We start from the raw sequence: 23240 nt of genomic DNA, 5'->3' as shown, positions 1-23240 counted from the left end.
TACTAGTTACAGTTTTGCAATTTTTCACTTGGCTTACCTATAAAGTATCCTTGAACAAAGTCAATACCTAATTTCTTACAGAGTTCATAGATTTCTTCAGATTCTACAAATTCTGCGACTGTTTCAATTCCTAAATCCTTACATAAAACGGAAATACTGTTGACTACTGCAAAATCTAACCTACTTCTTACCATGTCCTTGACGAAATCTCCTTCTATTTTTACAAAATCTATCGGCAAATATTTAAGATATAAGTAAGATGAATACCCAGAACCAAAGTCATCAATAGCAAAATTGAACCCTAAATCCTTTAAGTCCTCTACAAAATACTTTAGTATATCCAAGTTTTTTAAAGTTTCTCTTTCAGTTATTTCAAAGACAATATTTTCTGGACTTAAGTGATAATTAGAAGCAATACTCTTAATAGAATTTAGATAATCTGGATTAGTTATAGATTTCGGAGAGAAGTTAAAAAATATTTTTCCATTAAATTGACAAGATGTCACGTATTTTGTAAAGTTTTCAAAAAGAATCAATTCCATTTTATAAATAGAACCCAATTGCTCAGCAAACTCTATAAATTTATAAGCAGATATAGGCTTCCCATTTTCATCCTTTATTCTCATTAGCACTTCATAAGCATCTATAGAATCTGACTTTAAAGACTTTATAGGCTGGTAAAATGGTATAATATCTCTATTTCTGATAGCCTTTGTGATTAATATAGCTACCTTTTCTTGTTCTTTAAATAACATGTTTAAGTCTTCATCTGAAGGAAATCTTATTCTGTCCTTTCCCTCTCTCTTTGCTTTATACATCATATTATCTGCAACATTGAATAAGTCTTTTGCAGTTTTTCCATGGTCAGGAAAAACAGCTCCCCCTATTGAAACTGTAGCCATAATGGTCTTTCCATCAGGAGCCAAGATAGATTTATTTTCAGCTTCTTCTAAAATCCTTTTCGCTACTATAAGGGCTTCTTCTTTATCCGTTTCCGGCATAATGACACAAAACTCATCCCCACCAAACCTTGCTACTATATCCTCTTTGCGAATAGTTTTTTTAAGTAGTTTCGCAAAATTCCTTAAGAATTCATCACCAAACTTATGTCCATAGGTATCGTTTACAAACTTAAAATTATCGAGGTCTACAACAAGTAAAGTAAATTTGTATCCTCTTCTCGAAGCACGGTTTATTTCATACTCAAGAAGTTCCCAAAAAACACGTTGGTTATATAAATGTGTTAATGGGTCACGAGTAGCAAAATACTCAATCTCTTTCGTGTATTTATTAATAGCTTTTATAGAACCAGCAGCACTTAAAAGTGTTGGTAACAAACTTTCTAATGTTAACTTTTGTGATTCAGAACTACTTTTTGAAGGTAAAAACCCTACACCTAATATTCCTCCAACCTTAGATTCAGGGAAAATTAAGTATTTTAAGTGATTTTTTATCTCCTCCTGCGAAGGTTCCAAGAAAGAACACTTATTTTCCTTAGTTTCATCTTTTATAAACTTATGTTTAATTTTTATACTCTCTGTTCCTATCAATTCCTTTATAATTTCTTCTGTAGCAACCAAAAACTTATCATCAGGTTTACAGAACCAAAATATGTAAACATAATATCTATTTTCATTATCTTTATTTCTAAAATCAAAGATTAGAAAACCAAGTTTTACATCTACTACATCGGATACAACTTTAAAAATCTTTTCAACTGGCTCTTTCCAATCCTTTAAAATATCTGAAGTAATAATAAGTTTATTCAAAACTTTTATCTGCTTCTCCAAGGTAGTTTTATCTACGGAAAGCTTCTCTATTTTATCCAATAAAAGATAAAGACTCTTTCTTAACTTTTCTATTTCTTCAAATCCAGACTTTTCAGTCAGCAAAAACTGCTCTAAATCACAAATAGTTTCCTCTAACGATTGGTTCTTTTGTATAATCTTCTGTATTCTAACGACATAGTTAAGTATTAATCTTCTGATAGACTCGCTAATAACTGTACCAAAGACTAAGGGGATAATAATAAGGAAAGCCAAAACTTGTAATAGAGAAAACTTCATTTTTTCTAATTCATTTTCTAATGGATAGGCAATCTTTATAATATTCACACTATCTAAAGAAAAATTCTTATGACAATCAATGCAATATTTCCTTACTTTAATGGGAAATTTAATATAAAGTTTGCCATCTTGGAGAAGATATTTAGTTTCAAAGTTATCAAAGTGAACTTCTGACCTAAAAGGATAGTTGACAAAACCAAAATTTTTTAAATCATTAATTGGACATTTTTTTTTTCATTAATTTCCTTATTTACAATGTTTTTTAGCATATTTAATGTATGGTCTGCAAGAATACTCTTAGCCCTTTGGTTAAGAGAGTAAATTAAAAATAGGGATAGTATAACGTAACTTAATACACTAACAAGCCATACAAAAGTACGAAGGCTAAATAGCCTCAACTTAATCTCTCCATTAGGTTAATAAAGGTTATACGAACATTAATTATAGCAATAAAATAAAATTCTAAGGAAATTCTTTATAATTAGCCACTCACTCTCTGCGTGTTTTAAGCTCGTCTACCAGAGGTAATTTTAAGAAGTTTTCACTTGGAAGAGATAAAACAACCAAACATTGTGAAATCCCCTTCTTTTATTTCTATTTGCCCCCCTGAAAATCACAACGTCTATTCCTAACTGCCTGCAAATGGGACAGTCACACCTCTTCCAGATTTTGCTCTCTAAGAGCTCCCTGTAGAGTTTCTTGTACTTCTCCTCGTTAAACTCGTTTCTTAGAAAGAGTTTATCGTAGGCAACAATTTCTTCCAAGAGCTCTTCAAAGTTTTTTAAATTCCCCCTATCGTAATCCCTCAAACCTTTGAGGATTTTTTTCTCTACTTTATCAATATTGGAAGGAAGTCCTTTCGTCCTGTTTAAAAGCCTTCTATTTTTGCAGTCGGGAACCCTTATGGATGAGTACCACCTTCCGTCAACTCCATAGTAGTTGCTTACCGCCTTAAGCCAGGCCTTTCTAAGGTATGAAGCACTGTCAAAGCTGTAGATTTTCAACTCTCTCATCAGAGGAAGGAGTTCCTCCCTCAAAACCCCTAAGAGGTGAAACCTCGCCTTCTTCAGAAGTCCTTTTTTGGAGAGTTCCAAAAGGAGCTCTGATATAAAACTGCTCCTCCTTGGAACCAATCCTCCAATGGCTATAAAGTCGTAACCCATATCAATCAAACTTCCGACACTATCAACATAGGAAGGTATTGAGTAACCCTGGGCTGCGCCGATGGGATGAAATCCCTCAGCCTTTTTTAAAAACTCCTCACCGTTCCTTAAACTCAACTGCCTTCTCCACTCAAGTTCGGATTCGGAGAGTTTAATTTTTAGCTTTCCTCTGCTCTCCTTCTCTTCTGTATAGGAGAAGAGCTCCTCCTTTCCCCTCTCAACAGTTATCCACTCTGAGCAGATGTGGTCAACTGAAATTCCGTAGTCAAAGGAGAGTTTTGAGTAAGTCTCTAAGGCATCGCTAACCTTAAGAATCGGCTCCTTTTCATTGACGTACGTAAAGGCTCCACAGTCCCCCATGACGGGAATTTCAGGAAACCTATGAAGCCTCAAGTAGTCCCTTACGTTTTCAAATCCCCTTATTGTGGGTTTCCCATCTACCCTGAGGAGTTTCAGTTTGAATTCGAACATTCCAAGGCTGAGGAGAATACCATCGTAAGGAGGAGTTTCAAAAATCTCATGGGTAAACTGGGCATTTTTAAAGCCGCCTGAGTAGGTGTCGGAAGTCGGGTCAAAATCGGCGTGAACCCAGTCCTCCCAGTAGGGAAGGAAGTACTTCAATGGAGCTCCTCTCTGTATTTTTTCCAGGTTGAGCAGCTGTACCTAAAGTCGCATACCTTACAGGTATTTTCATCTACTGAATCGGCGTAAGGCCAGTGTTTTCTACTTCTGCACTCCTCAATTTTTTCAATAATTCCCCTAATCTCCTCCCAGAACTCATCGGCTCTCTCCGGGAGAAATACAAACTTTTCCATTGAAGAGTCCTCAAGAAGCTCGTTGAGGAAGTAGAGGACAAGTTTACTCACCTTCTCTTTGTTTAGGAGGATACTGTAAAAGAGGAGCTGTTTTTTGTAGAGCTCCAAGTGTTTGAGTCTCCCCGTTCTCTCTAAGTTCCTCATTGATTTAAAGTCCCAAATCTCCAAACCGTCCTCTCCCTCAACGATGGCATCGATAGTTCCCTGAATTAGATAACCGTCCCTTTCAATACTTACCTTGTACTCAACTCCCCTCAAATTACTGTAGAATTCCTCTCCCTCCCTTTCAACAAAGGCCTTGACAACCTTTAAGGCAGTTTTTTTCCTCTTTTCATCACTTGGACTGATTCCCTCCAACTTCAAGTAGTCACAAACACTTTTAAAGAGCTCCTCAATTTCTGCTCCATTTGGAATTCTTCCTTTATCTCTAAAGAAGATGTAGACCTGCCTCAACGTCCTGTGGATGGCCGTTCCGAACCACTCTTGAACTGAGTTTGTTGGAGAGAATCCAAAGAATTTCTTAAGGGCGTACTGTTTCGGACATATCTGAAATGAAACAATATCACCTGTAAAGGAGTATACCTTAGGCCTTAGAAACTTTTCCTTCGAAAAATGTCTGTTTTTGAATTTTTTCAAGTCCAACCTTTCTGAGGAACCCTTTGAATAACTCCTTATACTCCTCAAGTTCCCATCGGGATAGAGAGAGGATTCGTCATCACTCCTGTTTCTTCTCTCCCTTCCATCAACGATGATGAGGAGGTTTTTAGCCCTTGAATAGGCAACGTAGAGCTTTCTCTTAACAGTTTCAAAGTCTGGAGTTGGAGGAAGGAGCTCCCTCACCTCCTCTGGAACGGCCTCCCTTACAATATCTAAAGTGACCTCCCTCTCGTCCTCTCTCAAATAGTCAACGGCAAGAAAGACTACCGGAAACTCGAGGCCTTTTGCCTGGTGAATCGTCATTACCGGAAGGTGGTCCTCGGGAAGGTAGTCAGGGGGAACTTCCGGTTCATCGGTTGACTCTAAAAACGGAATAAAAACCGACGAGAACTTCTCTGGAATTTCACCTCTACTGTAAACGCTTTCAAACTGGGATATAAACTGTGAAAGGTGGGAGTAGTCAAAGAGCTCCTCAGGATTTTCAGAGTTTGGAACGTCAAGAAGAGAGAGCAGTACGTAGTAGGAGTCAAGGAGTCCCAAATTTCCTTCTTCAAACTCCTCTCTCAGTTTTTCAATTTCCTCCTTTAGAGAATCTACCCCTCTTAACTGGTCCGTACTTCCTACTATAAACTCCAAGTAGTCAATAACTCTTCTTACTCCCTCTTTTCTTCCGAAGTTCCTTGACCGCGGATTGTAGACCTTAATTCCCCTTCTCTCCAAAATGGCCTTTAGTTTTTCAACAAAGGAACCCTCCCTTTCCCTTGCCGAAGGCACCAGTAGGACGCAGTCCGAAGGATTCCCTACAATTTCATACTCAACAAGTTTTTCAAGGAGATTGACAAACCGACTGACAAAGTCCTCTAAATTTTCCCCTCTCCTTCTTATAAAAAAACCGACCGACCTTTCCTTAAAATCGGTATTAGCCTCACATTTCAGTTTAGGTTTTCTATCGACACGGCGGAGCTCGGTAAAGCTGTTTATGTAGTAGTTGAGGAAATCAACGATGTCAGGATTTGAACGGTAGTTTCTCTTAAGAAAAACTTTCTTGAACCTCTTTTTCAGTTTTCTTCTTACCCTCTCCTCAAAGAGGATAAAGCTGTTAACGGTAGCTCCCCTGAATCCGTAAAGGGCCTGGTCCTCATCCCCCACAACAACAAAACTTTCACAATTTTCAGCTATCTTAAAGTAAATCTCCTCATCTAAGGGATTTGTATCCTGGTATTCGTCCACTAAAAGGTGGGAGATTTTAGAGAGAAATTCTCTTCCCTGATTGGAGGAGAGGAACTCTAAAAAGAGCTTCTCTATTCCGTTAAAGTCAATGAAACTCCTGCTCTCCACGAATTCTGAATAGATTCTATAGGCCTCTGCTGCTTCCAAGCCGACCCTTCCCTGCGAACTCAGCCTTTCAAGGTCTACACTGTAGAGGGAAATCCTATCTATGAGACCCTTTAGAGCTTCAAAGAGCTGCCTTTCACTCTTTTCCTTCCATTTATCACCGAAAATAAAGCCAAATAGGTTTTCAAACTTCTCAAATCCAACGTTTTTAAACAGGTCAAATATTAGAACGTCCCTTCCAAATTCCTCAACCAATTTCTTTTTTGAAATTTCACCGTACCCAAACTCCTCCAAAATGGAAAAACAGAGGGAGTGGAGGGTTCCACAGTAAATCCCTACAGGGTCAACGTTCTCCTTACGGCAGCTTGAAAGGAGCCGTGAGAGGAACTCCTCAGCAGCTTTTCTCGTAAAGGTAACGACCATAATAGAGGAGGGAGGAACCTTTTTCTTTAAGAGGTTTACAACCCGGCTGACAAGTGCCTCTGTTTTTCCAGTTCCCGGCCCTGCAATGACCTGTAAAACTCCCCTTTCAAAGTTAACAACGTCCAACTGCTCCCTGTTTAACAACACCTCATCCCCGACTTCTAACCTCTTCTACTATCCCTTGGAGTTTCCCTATATCCCCCATATTTCCGTAGCCAAAGACCACAAGTTCCTTTTTTAAAGTATCTACCGCTTCCCTTATGCAGTTGTAGTACTCCTTCCTTGCCCCTCCCCGAAAGTAGATAACAACGTCAAAGTCCTTTAATTTTTTTAAAAGTGTCGGAAGGAGCTCCCTGCACCTCTCATCGGTCATCACAGCTTCGTAGGGTTCTATCTCATCATCTGCAGAAACAAGACCGTACTTTGCACTGATTATAAACATCGGAATCTTAAGTTCCTTACTTTTCCTATAGAGGTGTCTTATCCTTGCAGATTTGTAGAGAAGCCCGGCCTTTCTCTTTGTCCCTTCTTTTTTTCCCCCACAGGCCGTTACCAAAGCCAATCTCAACTCTTCACTCCGTTTAACCGGCAGGAAGGTATTAGAGGAGTTTTTCCAACCTATCCCAGATTTCCTTGACAACAGGAAGGGGAGTAATGTCCTTTCTCTTAACCGCGTAGAAGAAGCGTTTTATATTCAATCCGTTAACCTTAACAATTTTTAACTTTCCACACTTAACATCGTCCTGAACGGAGTACCTTGAAACGAGACCAAACCCTATTCCCTTCTTTACAGCCTCCTTTATTGCCGTATTACTTCCAAGGTAGGCCACAACGTTGAGTGAGCTCACTCCTATTCCCAACTCCTTCAGGGCTCCCTCCACCGTTTTCCTCGTTCCAGATTCCTCCTCCCTGAAAAGGAGTGGAAGTTGGAGAACCTCCTTAAGTTCCACTTCTTCCTTCTTAAAGTACGGAGGAGCTATAAGGACAATCTCATCATCGTGAATCCTTTTTGACTCAAGCCTCTTATTCTGAGGCTCCATTCCAACAAAACCCAAGTCGTAGATTGGAATCTGCTCCGTTAAGGCCTTTAGAACCTTGCTCGAATCTAAAATCTCAACTCTAAAGAGAACCTTTGGAAATTTCTCCCTTATCCTTTTTAGCATGTGGGGGACGAAGTAATCCCCAGGTATGTTACTTGCTGCAACTCTGACGAGGCCTGAAAATCCCTTACCGTTGAGGGAGCGGAGCTCCGAAAGGGCCTCATCCCTCTTTTTCAAAATTTCGACGGCGTGTCTGTATAGAATCTTTGCCTCCTGTGTAGGAACAATCCTCCTACCTACCCTATCAAAGAGCTTTTTACCTATAGATTCCTCTAAGTTCTGTATGTGGGCACTAACGGTAGGTTGGGATAGACCCAACTTGTGGGCCGCCTTTGAAAAGCTGTTATTCTCAAAAACCCTTGCAAAAACCTCTAACTGTTTAATGTCCATTACTCAAGTCCTATCAGCTTAAGAATTACATCGACGGTTACGAACATTAGAACACCAGACATAATTAGAGAAATCATTGCCCCAAATCCCCAAACAATAGGAGGGAGTTTGAGGGACTTAACATAGCGAACGTAGTAAATAAAAGTTATCAGAGAAAAAACAGCTGCAATTCCAATTTTAAGGCCAAAGAAGTCCTTTAAATTCAGCACTTTTGAGAAAATTCCTAAAGGAAGAAGGGAAAACATTGTCATCATGTAAAGTCCTACAATTGTTGCTCCTAAACCAAGACCCTTTGCAAGGCCGTCTGAAAAGCTCTTAACCCTTGCCATATCATCCCCCAATAAAATTCAAATCAGTTTAAATTCTATCAAAATTCTATTAACGTTCCCTCCTCCTTAGCCCTTTTAATATCCTCTTTCAGTTTATCAACTTTAACTCCCAAAACCTCACCATTGTAACACGACAGAAGCTCAAGTGCATTTTCAAGCAAGAGCTTAAATCCCCTTTCGTTGTAGTTCTCCCTGTGGTAGTAGGCAACTCCTATCTGAATTAGAGCTTGAAGGAAGTCCCTGTACTCTCCAAACTCCCCCATCCAGACCTCTTCAAGAATTTCGTGAACTTCAAAGTAGAGCCCCTTTTTAAAGAGCTCCCTTGCTATTTCAACGTTCTTTTTAAGGTCTTCCCCTACCGGTTCAAAGTTTTCTGAGAGCTCCTTTAAAAATTCCCAGTATTTTTCAGTCTTTTCTCTTACGTAATCTACAGTAAAGGGGTCCTCTGAGATGGTGAACTTTCCTCCCTCCAACTTAAAAATTGGAGCCTCCTCAGAAACTTCCTTAAGGACACTCTCCTCTGGAGGCTCAACATCCTCAAAAATGGAAATTACGGAGAGGAGCTTTTTCAGCTCCTTCTCCTCCTTCTCCCTCAAATAGTCACAGAGGTTATGGGCAAACCAGTTTCTAATCTCAAAAAAGTCCATTCAAAAAGCTCCTTACTGTTCCTCACTTCCAACAACTTCATCTGGGTGGGCTATCCTTCCTAAAACCGCTGAGGCAGCTGCTACTGCAGGTGATGCAAGGTAAACTTCACTCTCTGGATGCCCCATTCTTCCGACAAAGTTCCTGTTTGTAGTTGCAACAGCTCTCTCTCCCTTTGCAAGTATTCCCATATGCCCACCAAGACACGGACCACATGTTGGAGTCGATACGACACACTCAGCATCTAAGAATATGTCAATCAATCCTTCCTTAAGGGCCTGCCTGTAAATTTCCTGAGTTGCTGGTATAACGATACAGCGAACGTTCGGATTGACCTTTTTACCCTTCAGTATCTTTGCAGCAATTCTTAAGTCGCTAATCCTACCGTTTGTACAGGAACCAATAACAACCTGGTCAATTGTTACGTGGGTTGCCTCCGTCACAGGTCTTGTGTTTGATGGAAGGTAGGGAAATGCAACCTGAGGCTCTATTTTTGAAACGTCTATCTCGTAAACCTCTGAGTACTCGGCATCAGGGTCAGATTTGTAGAGCTTGTAAGGTCTCTTAGCCCTTCCCTTCACGTACTCAACAGTCTTTTCGTCCGGTTCGATAATTCCGTTCTTCGCACCAGCCTCAATTGCCATATTGCATATTGTGAACCTATCGTCCATTGGGAGCTCCCTTATAGCCTCTCCGGTGTGCTCCATTGTCTTGTAGAGAGCTCCATCAACTCCAATCATTCCGATTACGTAGAGGATTATGTCCTTACCACCAACCCATCTTTGTCTCTTACCGTAGTAGATAAACTTCATCTGCTCCGGAACTTTGAACCAGACTTCCCCCGTCAACCAGGCGTAGGCCATGTCGGTTGAACCTACTCCTGTTGAAAATGCTCCGAGAGCTCCGTACGTACATGTATGGGAGTCTGCCCCTATTACAACATCTCCGGGAACAACAACTCCCTGTTCTGGTAAAAGAGCATGCTCTATACCGACCCTTCCCTCAGGCCAGAAGTTTTCAATTTCAAACTCTTTAGCAAACTCCCGCATCATCTTGACCTGTTCTGCTGCCTTTATATCCTTTGCTGGAACAAAGTGGTCAGGAACCAAGGCTATTCTCTTTCTATCCCAGACCTTCTTTGCTCCTAAGGCTTTCACCTGTTTTATTGCTATGGGAGCCGTAACGTCATTTGCAAGTGCAACATCAACCTTACACATTATGAGTTCGCCGGGGTAAACCTCCTTCTTCCCAGCGTGGTCTGCTAATATTTTCTGTGTAATTGTCATTCCCATCTGGCAACTCCTTTAAGGGATTTGTAGGGTTTGAAATTATAGCAACGGCAGGGGATTTTCCATAAATGAGGGCTTTATTTGGAGGAAGCTTTAACCCAGTTCACAACGGTCACTTAATACTGGCAAGGGACGTTTTGGAGGACTTTAATTTTTCAGAGGTTATCTTTGTTCCAGCCTACGTTCAGCCTCTAAAGGGGGAGCTCCTCATCCCTCCAGAGGTGAGGTTGAGAGCTCTACAGATGGCGGTAGAGGGGGAAAGGTACTTTTCCGTTTGGGACTACGAAGTAAAAAAGGAGGGAGTTTCCTACACGTATCAAACTCTTGAGGAATTTAGAAAAAAGTACAACGAAGAACCAATTTTTATAATGGGAGCAGACTCATTCCTCTCTTTTGATAGATGGAAGAAGCCAAGAAGAATTTTAGAACTTTCAAAAATCCTGATTCTCTCCCGTCCTGGGTATGACTTTAATCCACAGGAGATTTTAAGGAGAATAGGGGTAGAAATTCCCGTAAGGAGATTTAAAAGGGGAAATGTAGAGGAAAGGAACTGGAGAGTTGCCATTTACGAGGGAAGGCTCTTGGAAATCAGTTCAACGGAAGTAAGGAAAAGGTTAAAATTGGGCAAATCAATTAAGTACTTGGTTCCAGAAGTTGTAGAGGAAGAAATCAGGAGGTGGTGGGAGAATGGCCTACAGGAAAATGTTTAACAAGATGACGCTGAGGGATATTCCCCCTGAGGAGCTAAAAGGAAAGAAGGTGTTTGTTAGGGTTGACTTCAACGTTCCCATTGAAAATGGCGTAATTCAGAACGACAAGAGAATAAGAGCTGCCCTCCCAACAATTAATTATTTGTTGGACCACAGTGCAAAGGTAATTCTCTGCTCCCACTTGGACAGGCCTAAGGGTTGGGACCCTAAGCTCTCCTTAAAACCTGTTGCCGAAAGGCTCTCAAGGCTCCTTGAGAAGGAGGTAAAGTTCATCCCTGACTGTGTCGGAGAGGAGGTTAAGAGGGTTGTTGAGGAGCTCCAGCCTGGAGAAGTTGCCCTCCTTGAAAACGTCAGGTTCTACCCTGAGGAAACGAAGAACGACCCCGAATTTGCAAGGAAACTTGCAGAACTTGCAGACATTTACGTTAACGATGCATTCGGCACTGCCCACAGAAAGCACGCTTCAACTTACGGAATAACAAAGTTTGTGAAGATTGCAGTTGCAGGATTTTTACTTGAAAAGGAAATCAAGTACCTGCAGAGAGCTCTGGATAATCCCGAAAGGCCATTAGTTCTAATTATTGGAGGTTCAAAAGTTTCTGGAAAACTTGAGGTCATAGAAAACCTGCTAAAGATTGTTGATAAGATGCTCGTAGGTGGCGGAATGGCATACACGTTCTTAAAAGCGGCAGGTTACAACGTAGGAAAGTCCTTGGTAGAAGAGGAACTTATTGAAACTGCAAAAAGAATCATGGAGGAAGCAGACCAGAACGGAGTTAAGTTCTACATACCAGTTGACAGCAACAATGCCGAGGAGTTCTCCCCAACTGCTAAGTCAAGACTCACAACATACAAGGAGATTCCTAACGACATGATGGGACTTGACATAGGACCTGCAACGGTTGAGCTCTTCAAGGAGGCCCTGTTGGATGCAAAAACAATCCTCTGGAACGGTCCTATGGGGGTATTTGAGTTCGAGAAGTTCAGATTCGGAACGATGGCAGTAGGAAAAATAGTTGCAGAACACAAGGAGGCCCTGAGAATAGTCGGAGGTGGAGACAGCGTTGCTGCAATAGAGCTCTTAGGCCTTGAGCACGAGGTTGACCACGTTTCAACCGGAGGTGGTGCTTTCCTTCAGTTTTTAGCTGGAAAGGAGCTCCCTGGAGTTGTTGCCCTTACAGATAAATCAGTAGAAAATTAAATTTACGCCCCTGTACCGGAGGTAAGGTATCTCCTCCGGTTTCTCCACATCGTCAACCATAAACCAGGTCCTCTTTTGAGTTGTTATGAGAAGTCCCCTCTTCTTAAACTGGGCTCTTTTACCGTTTGTCTCTGGAGGTTCATTTAGAACAAGTACTACTTCCTTGTTGGCGACTGGAACCAACGAGAGAATATTCTTGACATCGTAGAGGAAATTTCCTGTTAAAACAGAAACTCTATTTCCCTCAAGTTTAAGCTTTACAGACTCTTCAGGAGTTATTGAATCGTAAACCACTGCAATTTTTAAGTCTGGAAAGATAACTCCGTCCTCTATCCTTTTGAATTTTTTTCCGGTTAGTAGAAACAGGAGGTTGGAAATTTTGCTTATTCCCTCTCCCTTTAAAATTACCAGTTTACCAAGTCCCTCTGATGGGTTTGGGTTAACAAACTTAGGTTCAACAACATAAATTCCGTAGGAGTTTAAAAGTCCTCTTAAGGCAGGTGGAGTATCAGGTTCCTTATTAATAACAATCCTCCTCCCAGAGACTGTATCATAGACTAAGTAATCGTACTTGTAGATGAGTATGTCACTTGCTCCGAGAATAAATTTTCCATTCTTTAAAACCTGAGAGAAATTGGATTCTATAAATTTATCGATGATTTTTCCCAACTGCTTTGGTTCCAAAACATTAATTCCTACTGAAGTTAAAAATTTGATATCTTTTACAGACAGGTTCCCAAAATCTACTAAATACTCACGGTTTCCCACTATAATTTTTGGATTTTTCCTAAGAGAAATCTTTCTATCTCCCAAAAATATGTATCCCTTATCATCTATCTTAGCTCCCAATTTCCTGAGCAAATCCAATTTTTCATACGTATCAGAGTTAATTTTTCTTGCTTTATGTCCTGTAAGGGAGAATGAAGGTATTTTTAATTTCTGGCCAGGATAGATAAAGTTAGGGTTTCTTATACCGTTCATTTCTACTATACGGTAGAGAAATTTAAGAGGAATAGAAAACTTTTCTAAAATTTCTGAGAGATAGTCACCTTTTTTTACTACGTAAAGAATGAAACTATTCTTACTTTTCTTTTGTTTTCTTTCCTTGACAATGTTAATTTGATAAACGTTGGAAAGTGCATTAGAAAATAGGAAAACTGAAAGAAGAAGGGAAACTATAAACTTCCTAACCATTTCTCTAAATCCTCTAAAGCCCTTTTAGCTAAATACTTTCTCCTGTTAAGTTTACCTCTTATTTTCCTATCAGGAGGAGGAAGAAGGCCGAAATTGGCATTCATGGGCTGGAAGTGTTTAGGGTCAGCAGATGTTATGTACTTAAGGAGAGCCCCAATCATTGTTGTTTCTGGAGGATAGACTGCATCTTTCCCCTCAACCAACCTCGATGCATTGATTCCTGCAACTATACCTGTAGCAGCAGATTCAGGATAGCCCTCAACTCCCGTTATTTGGCCTGCAAAGAGGACGTTAGGGTTCTTTTTGAGCTGTAGAGTTCTCATAAGGAGTTTTGGAGAATTTATAAACGTATTTCTATGGATACTCCCGTATCTTGCAAATTCTGCATTCTCTAAGCCCGGAATGAGCCTAAAGACCCTTTTCTGTTCAGGATATTTTAGCTTTGTCTGAAAACCTACCAAATTTAAAAGAGTTCCTTCCCTGTTTTCCTTTCTCAGCTGAACAACTGCATAAGGCTGTTTTCCTGTTCTTGGGTCTATTAAACCAACAGGCTTTAAAGGACCAAAGAGTAATGTTTTTTCTCCCCTCTCTGCCATCTCCTCTATTGGCATACACCCTTCGAAGTAACAGGCCTTCTCAAAGTCCTTCAGAGGAACCTTTTCTGCCTCCATCAGAGCCCTGTAAAACCTCTCGTACTCCTCTTTAGTCATAGGACAGTTAAGGTAATCGTCCCCTCCCTTTCCGTACCTTGACCCCCAGAAACACTTAGAGTAGTCGATAGTATCTGCATAAACTATTGGAGAAATGGCATCGTAGAAGTGGAACTCCTCCTCTCCTAAGTAATTTCTCAAAAATTCTGAAAACTTATCAGAGGTTAAGGGACCAGTTGCAACAACTGTTACTCCCTCTTTTGGAATTTCGGTAATTTCCTCTCTAATAACTTCTATATTTGGATTTTTCTCTATTTTTTCTGTTATATACTCTGAAAACTTCTCCCTATCAACTGCAAGAGCTCCGCCGGCAGGGACACTCGTTTTCTTGGCCGCTTCTATAATTAATGAACCTATCTTTTCCATTTCTGCCTTTAAAAGGCCTCTTGGTGTAGTTATATCAATCCCACCAAGAGTGTTTGAACAGACAAGCTCTGCTAACTTGTCCGTTTTGTGAGCTGGAGTGGATTTCCGTGGTCTCATTTCAAAGAGTACAACTTTCTTTCCCTCTTCTGCAGCCCTGTAAGCAGCCTCAACACCGGCTAAACCACCACCTATGACGTTAATAACCTTTTCCATATTTTCATCCGTTAAAAAATTTACTTATTTTCAAAATTTTTTGATTTTCCCATCTCTTTAATAGCTTCGTTCACAACTCGGTGAACGTCAGACAAGCATCACCTCCCTTCAGGATGCTTTACCTCACACTGGCAAAGTCCTTCCTTCTTCATCCCTACAATCTTACTGGCAATTGTGGATATTCCTCTATGTTTGAGAACATCGTTTTTAATGTCTTCATCTGTACATCCAAAATAGTAATAAACAAGTCCTGCCACGAACTAGCTCCGAAAATTTCTGAAGTTTTCTGGATGGAATATAGTAAAGCCGTAGAACGTAAGTCAACAAATCATGATAATTTAGCTCAGCCAAGTTTTACTCAATTACCCAATGCGATATAATATACAAAGCATGAACAAATTGTTAATTATCATTTTTCTTATTTTTGTTCTGTTCATATCCCAAAGTCAGGCTATAGAAAAGGAATACGCAAGGAAATTCATAAATAGCCTCAAAAATAAGGATTTTTGTTCCAAAACATTTTTGGAACTGGAAAAAACAGATTTAAGGGAAGTTGTTCTATTACTCTCCTCATCCAGCTGCTCGAAAGAAGTAGTATCTAATCTTCCACTGCCAAAAAATCCCTATGGAAAATTAGAAATAGCTAAAGCGTTAAAGGAAATTGGTAGTGAAGAAAAAGCTAAAGAAATCTACTCAGAAATCTTCAAGGAGACCAACTCCTTAGATGAGGATATCTTAACCGAAAATTCAGGAAAAATTGAATATCTGTTTAAACCAAAAGTTTTAAGAAGAAAAGTTTGGAGAGCAGCGAAGAATAGGGAAATTGGGAAGGCTCTCTTTTACTTAGACTATCTCAAGGATGATCCATTTTACGGGTACCTCTTAGCCTATACACTTTTAAAGGCAGGAAAGAGGGAACTTTCTAAAAAGTTTTTTAAAATGGCATCGGACACCGTTCCGGAGAGCTTTTTCTTTCTGACCTATCTGTCAAAGGAGTATCCAGAGAAATTTTTTTACTATGAAAAACTGATGAAGAGCTCGGCAAGAAAGTCCTTTAAGAGACTGGCATCCGTTTACATTTTAGACAAGTTTTTTATGAACGATTTCGGCCTATTCAGGAAAGCCCTTGAGCTGTCACGGGTCTTTCCAGACATATACAACTACTACTTAGCAAGGTACTACGTATTCAACTTCCAGTGCGAAAAGTTAAAGAAACTACCACAGAGTAGAGAAGTAAGGGCTCTTGAGGAGGCCTGTGGTGTTAAGCATTTCAAATGGAAGGGAAAGACCGATTTTTACTCCCTTCTCCTATCTCCTCCAAAAAAATTTTTAGTTGGAAGAAAGAGTGTTTTTAGAAGCTTAAAATTAAGGAACAAAGGACTTTTAGAGCTCTACAAAAACAATCTATGCTATGTTATCTCCCTAATAGATAGGCCATCTCCCCAAAATGCCCTTGCCCAGTATCTCTGTGGTAACTATAAGAAGGGTATTAAATTGGCCCTTCCCTTTAGGAAAAAAATAAATAAGTATCCTTATTTACTTGCAGTTCTCTATCCTAAACCTTCTGTTTTCGAGAATGACGTCTACTCCCTTTCAATTGCAAGACAGGAGAGTCTCTTTGAAAAGAGAGCTCTCTCAAGAAGTGGAGCAATAGGGTTAATGCAGATAATGCCAAAAACGGGAAAATACATTGCTAAAAAACTAAAGGTCTCTTCGTTTAAATCCTCAGACCTCTTTGATGAGGAGACGAACTACAGATTTGGCTCATACTACATACACAATCTCCTTAGAGAATTTAAACTCTTCCCACTTGCAGCAGCTGGGTACAACGGAGGTCCTTCAAGGGTGAGGAGAGCTATCAAACTCTTTAAGTTTCCCAAGACTCCTAAAGATTTGATACTCTTAAATGAGGTTTTCATTCCATTTTCTGAAACGAGAAACTACGTTAAAAGAACCTACGTTAATCTGTACTTCTATTCAAACCTCTATGGAAAGGGAAACGAGTGGAAGATTTTCTCGAGGCATCAACAGAAAGATTCGAGAGAGCATTAAAACAAAACAGACCTTATAGAAGATAAATTTTTATTTAGCAATTAATAGTTTAGTACTCCTATTCAAGGGAAAGAGGCGGGAAATGAAAATTTCTTCTCCATCTGTAAAAGTTGTTATCTCTCCCAATCTTGAAAGCTCCAAAATCGCTAAGAAGTAGGTTATAAGCTCAGCCTTACAGGAACTTTTTCTTAAAAATTCTGTAAAAGGAATTAAGTATTTCTCCTTCATTTCATTTTTTATCTCTTCTATCTTATCGGAAACCTTAAAAGTCTCACTTGAAATTCTTATACCTATCTTAAACTTATTTTTTCTCTCCTCTTTCTCTAAAACCCTCTTAAAAGCCTCCTTTAAATCGTTAACAGTATTTGAAATCTTTATCCTATCCTGAAACTGAAATATCAAATCAGAAGGGTCATGGGTAAAAGACCTTAAAGCCTCCTCCTCCAGTTTCTCTAACTTCTTCGCTGCCTCTTTTGACTTTAGGTACTCCTCTATTATTTGAACCAGTTCCCTTCTCGGGTCCTCACTCTCTTCCTTAGGAATGAGGTACTCAGACTTTATTCTTGCAAGAGTAGCGGCCATCAGGAGGAACTCAGAGGCAAGGGGAATGTTGAGCTCCTGCATTGTGTATATGTAGTTGAGAAATTCCTCAGTAATCTCTGCAATAGGAATATCGTATATGCTTAAATCCCTCTTCTTTATAAGGTAAACTAAAAGGTCTAAAGGCCCCTCAAAAACAGGAGTCTCTACCCTTATTTCCATCTATCCCCTTATAGCACTAATCAAATTTGCAAACTCTGTTGTAAGGAGCTCCATCACATCGTCAATTGAAATTAAACCAACTAACCTTCCTTCCTTATCAACAACTATAAGCCTTCTAACTGCACTATCTCTGAATGTCTTTGTAAGCTCAAAGAAGGAAGCATCCTCACTAATTGTTATTGGGTCCTTTGTCATTACCTCTCTGACAGGAGTATCTGGAGACTTTTCCCCTCCAACAACCCTTATTGCAATGTCCCTGTCTGTAATAATTCCTATTGGTTTATCCCCATCAATGACAACTAAGCTTCCTACTAACTTGTCCTCCATTCTCTTTGCGGCAAGCTTTACTGGGTCGTCTGGCTCAATAACAACAACTTTTCTCTTTATTAGGTCTTTAACAGGCATCTCTCCCTCCTTTTTAGGTATTCTAATACTAATAATAAGGCTTTAGGAGGGAGAGATAAAGGGATTAACCTTTTGATATACCCTTTAGGAGAATTACAAACTTAGGGTGGTTTATGTTGTACATCGATGGAAACTTCTGGTAGATAGGTCCAGCGTATATTGTTTTTCCGTTTTCCTTAACCTCTATGAGAACAGCAGGGTTTTGAGGTTCGTTAGAACCTGAAGTGTAGCCGTTGTCGAGAACTAAGTGGGGAACAATGTAGAGAACTTTTATCTGAAGCCCTTCGTACTTTAAAGTATCCCCCTTATGAGCTTTGAACTCTTTGACAACCTTTCCTGAGGCCTTATCAACGATATCTAAGGTCGCAACCTTCCAGGTTTTTTGAACCTCCTCAGGAATGTTTATTGGACGGTCAAACTTTGTCATTCCCTTACTCGTGTGCATTGACATGATGTCCTTGTTAACCGCAGGGTGGCCAGGAGGGAGTTCCTTGTTCACCGGAGGATGTCCTGGAGGAAGTTTGGATTGGTTCCCTTCTTCGAGGGAAGTTAAGGGTTTAGGAGCAACTTCACTTTTTGTAGTCTGTTTTGAGGAAGTTTCTGCCTTTTTTTCTCCACATGAAAAGGCAGTCAAACACACAGCTAAACCTATCAGTGCTGTCCTTAAGTTCATCGCACTCTCCTTCAATAAAAATTTTCCCTTATTCTACCAAGTTGGGGTATTTAAACAACAGCTATCAAAGGGGAAAGTTAAATAGATAGTATCTATTTATAATATTGAAGAAATTTCTCTAAAATTACGTGTGAATTAAACCCTTGGAGGAAAGTATGGATAGAAGGGGGTTTCTTAAAGTAGCTGGACTTACTGTACTTTTAGGTGCCAGAGTAAAAATCGGAAAGGCTCAAACTGAAGTATTTAAGCCTGTTCTTATTTTCGACCAGGGAAGGTGTATGAGCTGTAAGGCATGTATGGCAGCATGCCAGCTTGAAAACGGACTGAATGGGACTCCCGAAATTAACCTCTTTTGGATAAAGGAGAGGGAAATAGGAGAGTATCCAAAGGCAAAATTAATCTTTGACCAGGAGAAGATATGCAAACAGTGCTTTGACCATCTGTGCGTTTCTGCATGTCCATTTGATGCAATTTCTGTAAGGGAAGGAGGAGTCGTTGTTATAGATGAGAAAAAGTGTACAGGATGCGAAAAGTGTGTTCCTGCATGCCCCTTTGATGCAATAGTAATTGATAAAAGAGGAAAGGCAAGAAAGTGCGATATGTGTTTTGAGAGAGCTATTGAGGAAGGAGATATTCCAAGGTGTGTCTCTGTCTGTCCAAGTGGAGCTCTTATTTTCGGGAACCTGTACAAACCAGAAGGGCCGTTGGCCGAGCTTTTAAACTCAAGGCCTGAAGTGAGAAGAACCCTCCTTAAAAACCACCACTCAGTGATAGTTCCAGAGACAGAAAATGGAAACCCCTATTCCTACCCAGAAACTAAGAAGCCAAAGGGAGACAGAATCGTTAATACGGTATGTCTGGCCTGTAATGCCCGCTGCGGACTTAGGGTTACGGTGAAGGATGGGAAGTTGATTCAAGTAGATGGAAATCCATACCACCCTTACAACCGTTCAGGAAAGGAAATACCCTACGATACACCTCTTGAAAGGAGCTTTAAGGCCGTTGCAACAACTTGTGCAAAACCCCAAATGGACAACGATTACCTCTACAATCCCTACAGAATAACACAACCTTTAAAGAGAGTAGGAAAAAGGGGAGAGGGGAAGTTTAAGCCCATAAGCTGGGAACAGCTCATAAGGGAGGTTTCTGAAGGGGGATATCTTTTTAAGGAGATAGGGGATAACAGGTACTATCCGGGAATAAAGGACGTTCTCTCAGACGACCCTGTTGACCCGGAAGCTCCGGAACTTGGACCTAAACGCAACCAGTTGGTCTGGTTTACAGGTCGCTCTCAGGGGGGCAGAAGCCACTTTATAAAGAGGTGGGTACTCAATGCAATAGGAAGTAAGAACTACCTGGCACATACCGATATCTGCGGTATCGGTTTTAGGATGGGTAACTATGCACTTTCAGATGGAAAGAAGGCAGAGTTTAAGGCAGACTACTGGAACAGCAAGTACATGTTGGTCTTTGGTTCAAACATCTACTCTGCCCAACAGCCGGGAGTAAATACATCGGGAGCAATAATAGCAAGGAGAATAGCCTCTGGAGAGTTAAAGCTTGTTCTAATAGACCCGAGAGCTCCAAAGGCAGTCGCCCATGCTCACAGGTGGCTTCCTGTAAGGCCAACTAAGGACGGAGCTCTTGCAATGGGATTTATTAGGGTAATGCTTGAAAGAGGGTGGTTCGACAGGGATTTCCTCTCTATACCATCAATGAAGTCTGCAAAAAGGGCAGGGAGGAACGTTTACACAAATGCTACTCACCTGGTAATTGTCGACGATAAACACCCGGAAGCTGGAAGAATTCTCAGAGTAAGGGATGTAAAAGGGCTGAAAGGAAGACGGGAAGAGGAAGTGGTAATTAACCCTGAAACAGAGAGGCCTGTCCCTTCAACCTCTGTAGATAGAGCTCTCCTTGAGTGGGAAGGAGAAATTAGCGGAATAAAGGTCGCGACGGCGTTTAAACTCATGAAGGACAGTGTTATGAAACACTCTTTATCCTTCTATGCCAGGGAATCGGGTATTGATGAGAAAACGATAGAAGAAATTGCAAAGGAGTTCTGGGAACACTCTCCGTACGCAGTTGCATACGCCTACCACGGAGGTGGCAACTATGTTGGTGGAACGTACGCTAGTTACGCCCTTGCAATGATGAACGCTCTCGTTGGAAACATAAACAAAAAGGGTGGTTACCTCTGCAACGGCAGGGGAGCTGCAAGCTGGCAAAGAGGTCTGTACGACCTTAAGAAGTTCCCGGGAATGAAAAAGCCCAAGGGAGTAAAAATATCAAGGGAGAAGGCAAAGTACGAAAAATCAACAGAATTTAAGAAGAAAGGCTATCCCTCAAAGCTTCCATGGTTCTCATTCACAAAGGGAGGACTATCCGTCTCCGCAATCTCTGGAATAGACCAGAAGTATCCATATCCAGCTAAGGTTGTTATTACCTACTTCTCAGACCTCATTTACAGCATGCCTGGAGGAAGGAGATTCATAGAAACACTCAAAGACCATGGAAAGGTTCCCCTCTACATCTCTATTGACACGACAATAAACGAGACAAACATCTATGCAGACTATATAGTCCCCGATGTAACTTACCTCGAAGGCCACTATGGATTTCTGACACCTCACGCTCCGGGGTGCCAGTTTACAGCTGTAAGAACACCTGTCGTTGAACCGCTAACAGGAAGAACAAAGGATGGAAGACCATTCTGTATGGAGACCTTTATTATCGACGTATCAAGGTACTTAAAACTTCCTGGATACGGAGAGAGAGCAATTCCTGGAAAGGACGGAAAACTCTATCCACTTGTAACTCCTGAAGACTATTATCTGAGGGGTATTTCAAACCTTGCATACAATGCAAACGTTAAAAGAGCTCCAAGGGAGGAGGTCAAGTTTGTTGATGAAAACTATCCAGTTTCAAAGTTTAAAAACACTCTCTCAAAGGAAGAGTGGGAAAGAGTATGTACAGTCCTTGTAAGAGGAGGTGTTTTCGTTCCTTACGAGAAAACCTTTGATAAAAACGGTAACTTCAAATTTGGAATTCCAAAGGTATGTATCTGGAACGAAAAACTTGGAACGAGCAGAAATTCACTGACCGGGGAAAAACTATGGGGAACTCTCCAATACTATCCATCAACTGACTACTTTGGAAAGCCAATTGAAGAAGTAGATAAAGAGTATCCTTTTAACGTAATTACCTACAAGTCGGCACTACACACACAGTCAAGGACTATTGTCTACAACCAGGCTCTCATCTATGACCCCGATTTTGAGCTTAAGGTAAATCCTGAAGATGCTAAAAAATTGGGAATAAGGGACGGAGATAGAGTAAGGGTTTACTCAAAGAGTAACAAAGAGGGGGTAGTTACAAAAGTTAAAGTTACAAACCTCGTTCGTCCGGGAACGGTTGCCTACTCCCATCACTTTGGCCACTGGCAGCACGGAGCATCACCCGTTTACATAGAGGGAGCTCCTAAAGTTCTCTTAGGAGGAGAAAAGGTTGCAAGAGGAAACTGGACAAGGGTTGATAAGAGGAGAGGCGTTGGAGTCACAATGAACAAACTGACAAGACTTGATGAAAAGCTCTTCAATCTCCCATTAGTTGAACCTATAGGAGGAATTCCCGATTTCAGTAGTACAAGAGTAAAGATAGAAAAGATTTAGGAGGGAGAATGAATAGAATTTTAATGACAGTAACTCTTCTTTTAACTCTTATCTCTCAGGGAGCCCTTGGAGCTCTCTATAAACTTACGGAAACTGTTGACGTTAAACCTCAACCCAATTCCAAATTGGTAGAAATCTGGATTCCCATTCCCTACGAAAGCAGATGGCAGAAAATCAGAAAAATTGAGGTTTCCTCCCCCTACCCATACCTTTTAACAAAGGAAGATGAGTATGGAAACAGATTTATCTACGTAAGAAAAGAAAATGGAATTAAAGAACCGTTTAGAATCAGAATAGAGACCTTAATAGATAGAAAGGAAGTGTCACCTACAAAGAGAAACTGTCCTGTTCCTGCAAGGTACTACCTTTCAGATAGGCTCGTTCCAGTTGAGAAGTTCAAGAAACTTGCAGAAGCTATAACGAAAGGAAAGAAAACAGACCTTGAGAAGATGAAAGCAATTTACAACTACGTAGTTTCCCATATGAGGTACAGTAAAACAGGAAAAGGTTGGGGAAGGGGAGATGCTATATGGGCCTGTAGCGCAAAGCACGGTAACTGCACCGACTTTCACTCCCTATTCATAGCTCTATGTAGAGCTGCTGGAATTCCTGCTGTCTTTGAAATTGGCCTTCCGATAAATGGAAATGGAGAGGTAAAAGGATACCACTGTTGGGTTATGGCTTTCCCTAAGGGTTATACGTACGGAATAGATGCTTCTGAAGCTTCAAAACACCCTGAAAAGAGAAGGTACTATTTTGGTCACCTTTGCGACCATAGAATCGGTATAACGAGAGGAAGGGATATTCTCCTAAATCCTCCCCAGCATGGCGAGAGACTTAACTACCTGTACAAAGCCTATGAAGAGGTTGATTTAAAACCAAACCAGGATGTTCAGACCAAATTTAAAGTAGTTAAAGTGAAGTAACTTTTAGGGAGCTCCAGAGCTCCCTTTTACATAAAAAATTTGAAAAAAGGGTGTTGAAGTTCAGAAAGAAGGTGGACACCCTAAAATAAGATTTGAACTCCAACAAAAGGAGGTGTCCACCAATGAAACAATTAAAGAAATTCAA

At 40.5% G+C, this 23240-nt stretch carries 19 protein-coding genes; 5 read left to right on the top strand and 14 right to left on the bottom strand.

The window, feature by feature from the left end; genetic code table 11:
- Positions 1-2: 2 nt before the first annotated feature.
- The 8 genes from FN732_RS07120 to leuC all read right to left on the bottom strand — a co-directional run bounded on the left by FN732_RS07120 (position 3) and on the right by leuC (position 10215).
- Positions 3-2114: a putative bifunctional diguanylate cyclase/phosphodiesterase gene (locus FN732_RS07120; RefSeq protein ID WP_142935877.1), complete on the bottom strand. Its 2112-nt coding sequence runs from the start codon at positions 2112-2114 to the stop codon at positions 3-5.
- 482 nt (positions 2115-2596) lie between these two features.
- Entirely contained in the window at positions 2597-3850 is a 1254-nt protein-coding gene (gene dpdA, locus FN732_RS07115; protein ID WP_142935876.1) for a tRNA-guanine transglycosylase DpdA, read from the bottom strand.
- The gene (locus FN732_RS07110; RefSeq protein ID WP_185954280.1) at positions 3847-6603 is read right to left on the bottom strand and encodes an ATP-dependent DNA helicase; all 2757 of its coding nucleotides are present in this window, start codon (positions 6601-6603) and stop codon (positions 3847-3849) included. The genes dpdA and FN732_RS07110 overlap by 4 nt, the downstream gene beginning before the upstream one ends.
- Before the next feature lie 4 nt (positions 6604-6607).
- Positions 6608-7027, bottom strand: coding sequence for a DUF6884 domain-containing protein (locus FN732_RS07105; RefSeq protein WP_142935874.1), 420 nt, complete (start codon positions 7025-7027; stop codon positions 6608-6610).
- Between the two features lie 31 nt (positions 7028-7058).
- Entirely contained in the window at positions 7059-7949 is an 891-nt protein-coding gene (locus FN732_RS07100; RefSeq protein ID WP_142935873.1) for a selenium metabolism-associated LysR family transcriptional regulator, read from the bottom strand.
- Positions 7949-8278 (bottom strand): hypothetical protein, encoded by a 330-nt coding sequence (locus FN732_RS07095; protein WP_142935872.1) that lies wholly within the window; start codon positions 8276-8278, stop codon positions 7949-7951. Before FN732_RS07095 ends, FN732_RS07100 begins: the two co-directional genes overlap by 1 nt.
- Positions 8279-8316: 38 nt before the next feature.
- Entirely contained in the window at positions 8317-8925 is a 609-nt protein-coding gene (locus FN732_RS07090; RefSeq protein ID WP_142935871.1) for a DUF309 domain-containing protein, read from the bottom strand.
- Positions 8926-8937: 12 nt separating this feature from the next.
- Positions 8938-10215 (bottom strand): 3-isopropylmalate dehydratase large subunit, encoded by a 1278-nt coding sequence (gene leuC / locus FN732_RS07085; RefSeq protein WP_142935870.1) that lies wholly within the window; start codon positions 10213-10215, stop codon positions 8938-8940.
- Between the two features lie 65 nt (positions 10216-10280).
- Here leuC and nadD point away from each other — a divergent pair, with 65 nt between their 5' ends.
- Positions 10281-10922 (top strand): nicotinate (nicotinamide) nucleotide adenylyltransferase, encoded by a 642-nt coding sequence (gene nadD, locus FN732_RS07080; RefSeq protein WP_142935869.1) that lies wholly within the window; start codon positions 10281-10283, stop codon positions 10920-10922.
- A complete protein-coding gene (locus FN732_RS07075) occupies positions 10915-12123 on the top strand; it encodes a phosphoglycerate kinase (protein ID WP_185954284.1) in 1209 nt (402 codons plus the stop codon). Before nadD ends, FN732_RS07075 begins: the two co-directional genes overlap by 8 nt.
- On the opposite strand, the gene FN732_RS07070 is transcribed toward FN732_RS07075, so the two are convergent.
- From FN732_RS07070 to FN732_RS07060, 3 genes are all read right to left on the bottom strand, one after another.
- Positions 12109-13317, bottom strand: a complete 1209-nt coding sequence (locus tag FN732_RS07070; RefSeq protein ID WP_142935867.1) for a LysM peptidoglycan-binding domain-containing protein — start codon at positions 13315-13317, stop codon at positions 12109-12111. The genes FN732_RS07075 and FN732_RS07070 overlap by 15 nt on opposite strands.
- Positions 13299-14606: an FADH(2)-oxidizing methylenetetrahydrofolate--tRNA-(uracil(54)-C(5))-methyltransferase TrmFO gene (gene trmFO, locus FN732_RS07065; RefSeq protein ID WP_142935866.1), complete on the bottom strand. Its 1308-nt coding sequence runs from the start codon at positions 14604-14606 to the stop codon at positions 13299-13301. Before trmFO ends, FN732_RS07070 begins: the two co-directional genes overlap by 19 nt.
- Before the next feature lie 98 nt (positions 14607-14704).
- Positions 14705-14863, bottom strand: coding sequence for a bacterioferritin-associated ferredoxin (locus FN732_RS07060; RefSeq protein WP_142935865.1), 159 nt, complete (start codon positions 14861-14863; stop codon positions 14705-14707).
- A gap of 265 nt (positions 14864-15128) precedes the next feature.
- Between FN732_RS07060 and FN732_RS07055 the strand changes: the two genes are divergently transcribed.
- Positions 15129-16658, top strand: a complete 1530-nt coding sequence (locus FN732_RS07055) for a lytic transglycosylase domain-containing protein (protein WP_185954279.1) — start codon at positions 15129-15131, stop codon at positions 16656-16658.
- A 30-nt stretch (positions 16659-16688) separates the two neighbouring features.
- Here the strand turns inward: FN732_RS07055 and FN732_RS07050 are convergent, their stop codons facing one another.
- The 3 genes from FN732_RS07050 to FN732_RS07040 form a co-directional block, all read right to left on the bottom strand.
- Positions 16689-17420, bottom strand: a complete 732-nt coding sequence (locus FN732_RS07050) for a segregation and condensation protein A (protein ID WP_142935863.1) — start codon at positions 17418-17420, stop codon at positions 16689-16691.
- A complete protein-coding gene (locus FN732_RS07045) occupies positions 17421-17825 on the bottom strand; it encodes a CBS domain-containing protein (RefSeq protein ID WP_142935862.1) in 405 nt (134 codons plus the stop codon).
- A gap of 64 nt (positions 17826-17889) precedes the next feature.
- Complete coding sequence (locus FN732_RS07040) at positions 17890-18498, bottom strand: DUF2155 domain-containing protein (RefSeq protein ID WP_185954278.1); 609 nt, start codon at positions 18496-18498, stop codon at positions 17890-17892.
- A gap of 155 nt (positions 18499-18653) precedes the next feature.
- On the opposite strand from FN732_RS07040, the gene FN732_RS07035 reads away from it, so the two are divergent.
- Together FN732_RS07035 and FN732_RS07030 are read left to right on the top strand one after the other, a co-directional pair.
- Entirely contained in the window at positions 18654-22169 is a 3516-nt protein-coding gene (locus FN732_RS07035) for a 4Fe-4S dicluster domain-containing protein (RefSeq protein WP_142935861.1), read from the top strand.
- 8 nt (positions 22170-22177) lie between these two features.
- Positions 22178-23095, top strand: a complete 918-nt coding sequence (locus FN732_RS07030) for a transglutaminase-like domain-containing protein (protein ID WP_142935860.1) — start codon at positions 22178-22180, stop codon at positions 23093-23095.
- Positions 23096-23240 lie beyond the last annotated feature (145 nt).

Origin of the sequence: Balnearium lithotrophicum (genome assembly GCF_900182585.1) — a bacterium.
In the GTDB taxonomy this organism is placed as follows: domain Bacteria; phylum Aquificota; class Aquificia; order Desulfurobacteriales; family Desulfurobacteriaceae; genus Balnearium; species Balnearium lithotrophicum.
Note: the sequence above shows the minus strand (reverse complement) of the source record. Positions and strands in the feature narration are given on the sequence as shown.

Coding starts and splice junctions, on each gene's coding strand:
- FN732_RS07030 (WP_142935860.1), top strand. CDS start 22,178: ATGAATAGAATTTTAATGACAGTAACTCTTCTTTTAACTCTTATCTCT.
- FN732_RS07100 (WP_142935873.1), bottom strand. CDS start 7,949: ATGGACATTAAACAGTTAGAGGTTTTTGCAAGGGTTTTTGAGAATAAC.
- trmFO (WP_142935866.1), bottom strand. CDS start 14,606: ATGGAAAAGGTTATTAACGTCATAGGTGGTGGTTTAGCCGGTGTTGAG.
- FN732_RS07035 (WP_142935861.1), top strand. CDS start 18,654: ATGGATAGAAGGGGGTTTCTTAAAGTAGCTGGACTTACTGTACTTTTA.
- nadD (WP_142935869.1), top strand. CDS start 10,281: ATGAGGGCTTTATTTGGAGGAAGCTTTAACCCAGTTCACAACGGTCAC.
- FN732_RS07075 (WP_185954284.1), top strand. CDS start 10,915: ATGTTTAACAAGATGACGCTGAGGGATATTCCCCCTGAGGAGCTAAAA.
- FN732_RS07045 (WP_142935862.1), bottom strand. CDS start 17,825: ATGCCTGTTAAAGACCTAATAAAGAGAAAAGTTGTTGTTATTGAGCCA.
- FN732_RS07090 (WP_142935871.1), bottom strand. CDS start 8,925: ATGGACTTTTTTGAGATTAGAAACTGGTTTGCCCATAACCTCTGTGAC.
- leuC (WP_142935870.1), bottom strand. CDS start 10,215: ATGGGAATGACAATTACACAGAAAATATTAGCAGACCACGCTGGGAAG.
- FN732_RS07095 (WP_142935872.1), bottom strand. CDS start 8,278: ATGGCAAGGGTTAAGAGCTTTTCAGACGGCCTTGCAAAGGGTCTTGGT.
- FN732_RS07070 (WP_142935867.1), bottom strand. CDS start 13,317: ATGGTTAGGAAGTTTATAGTTTCCCTTCTTCTTTCAGTTTTCCTATTT.
- FN732_RS07050 (WP_142935863.1), bottom strand. CDS start 17,420: ATGGAAATAAGGGTAGAGACTCCTGTTTTTGAGGGGCCTTTAGACCTT.
- FN732_RS07040 (WP_185954278.1), bottom strand. CDS start 18,498: ATGAACTTAAGGACAGCACTGATAGGTTTAGCTGTGTGTTTGACTGCC.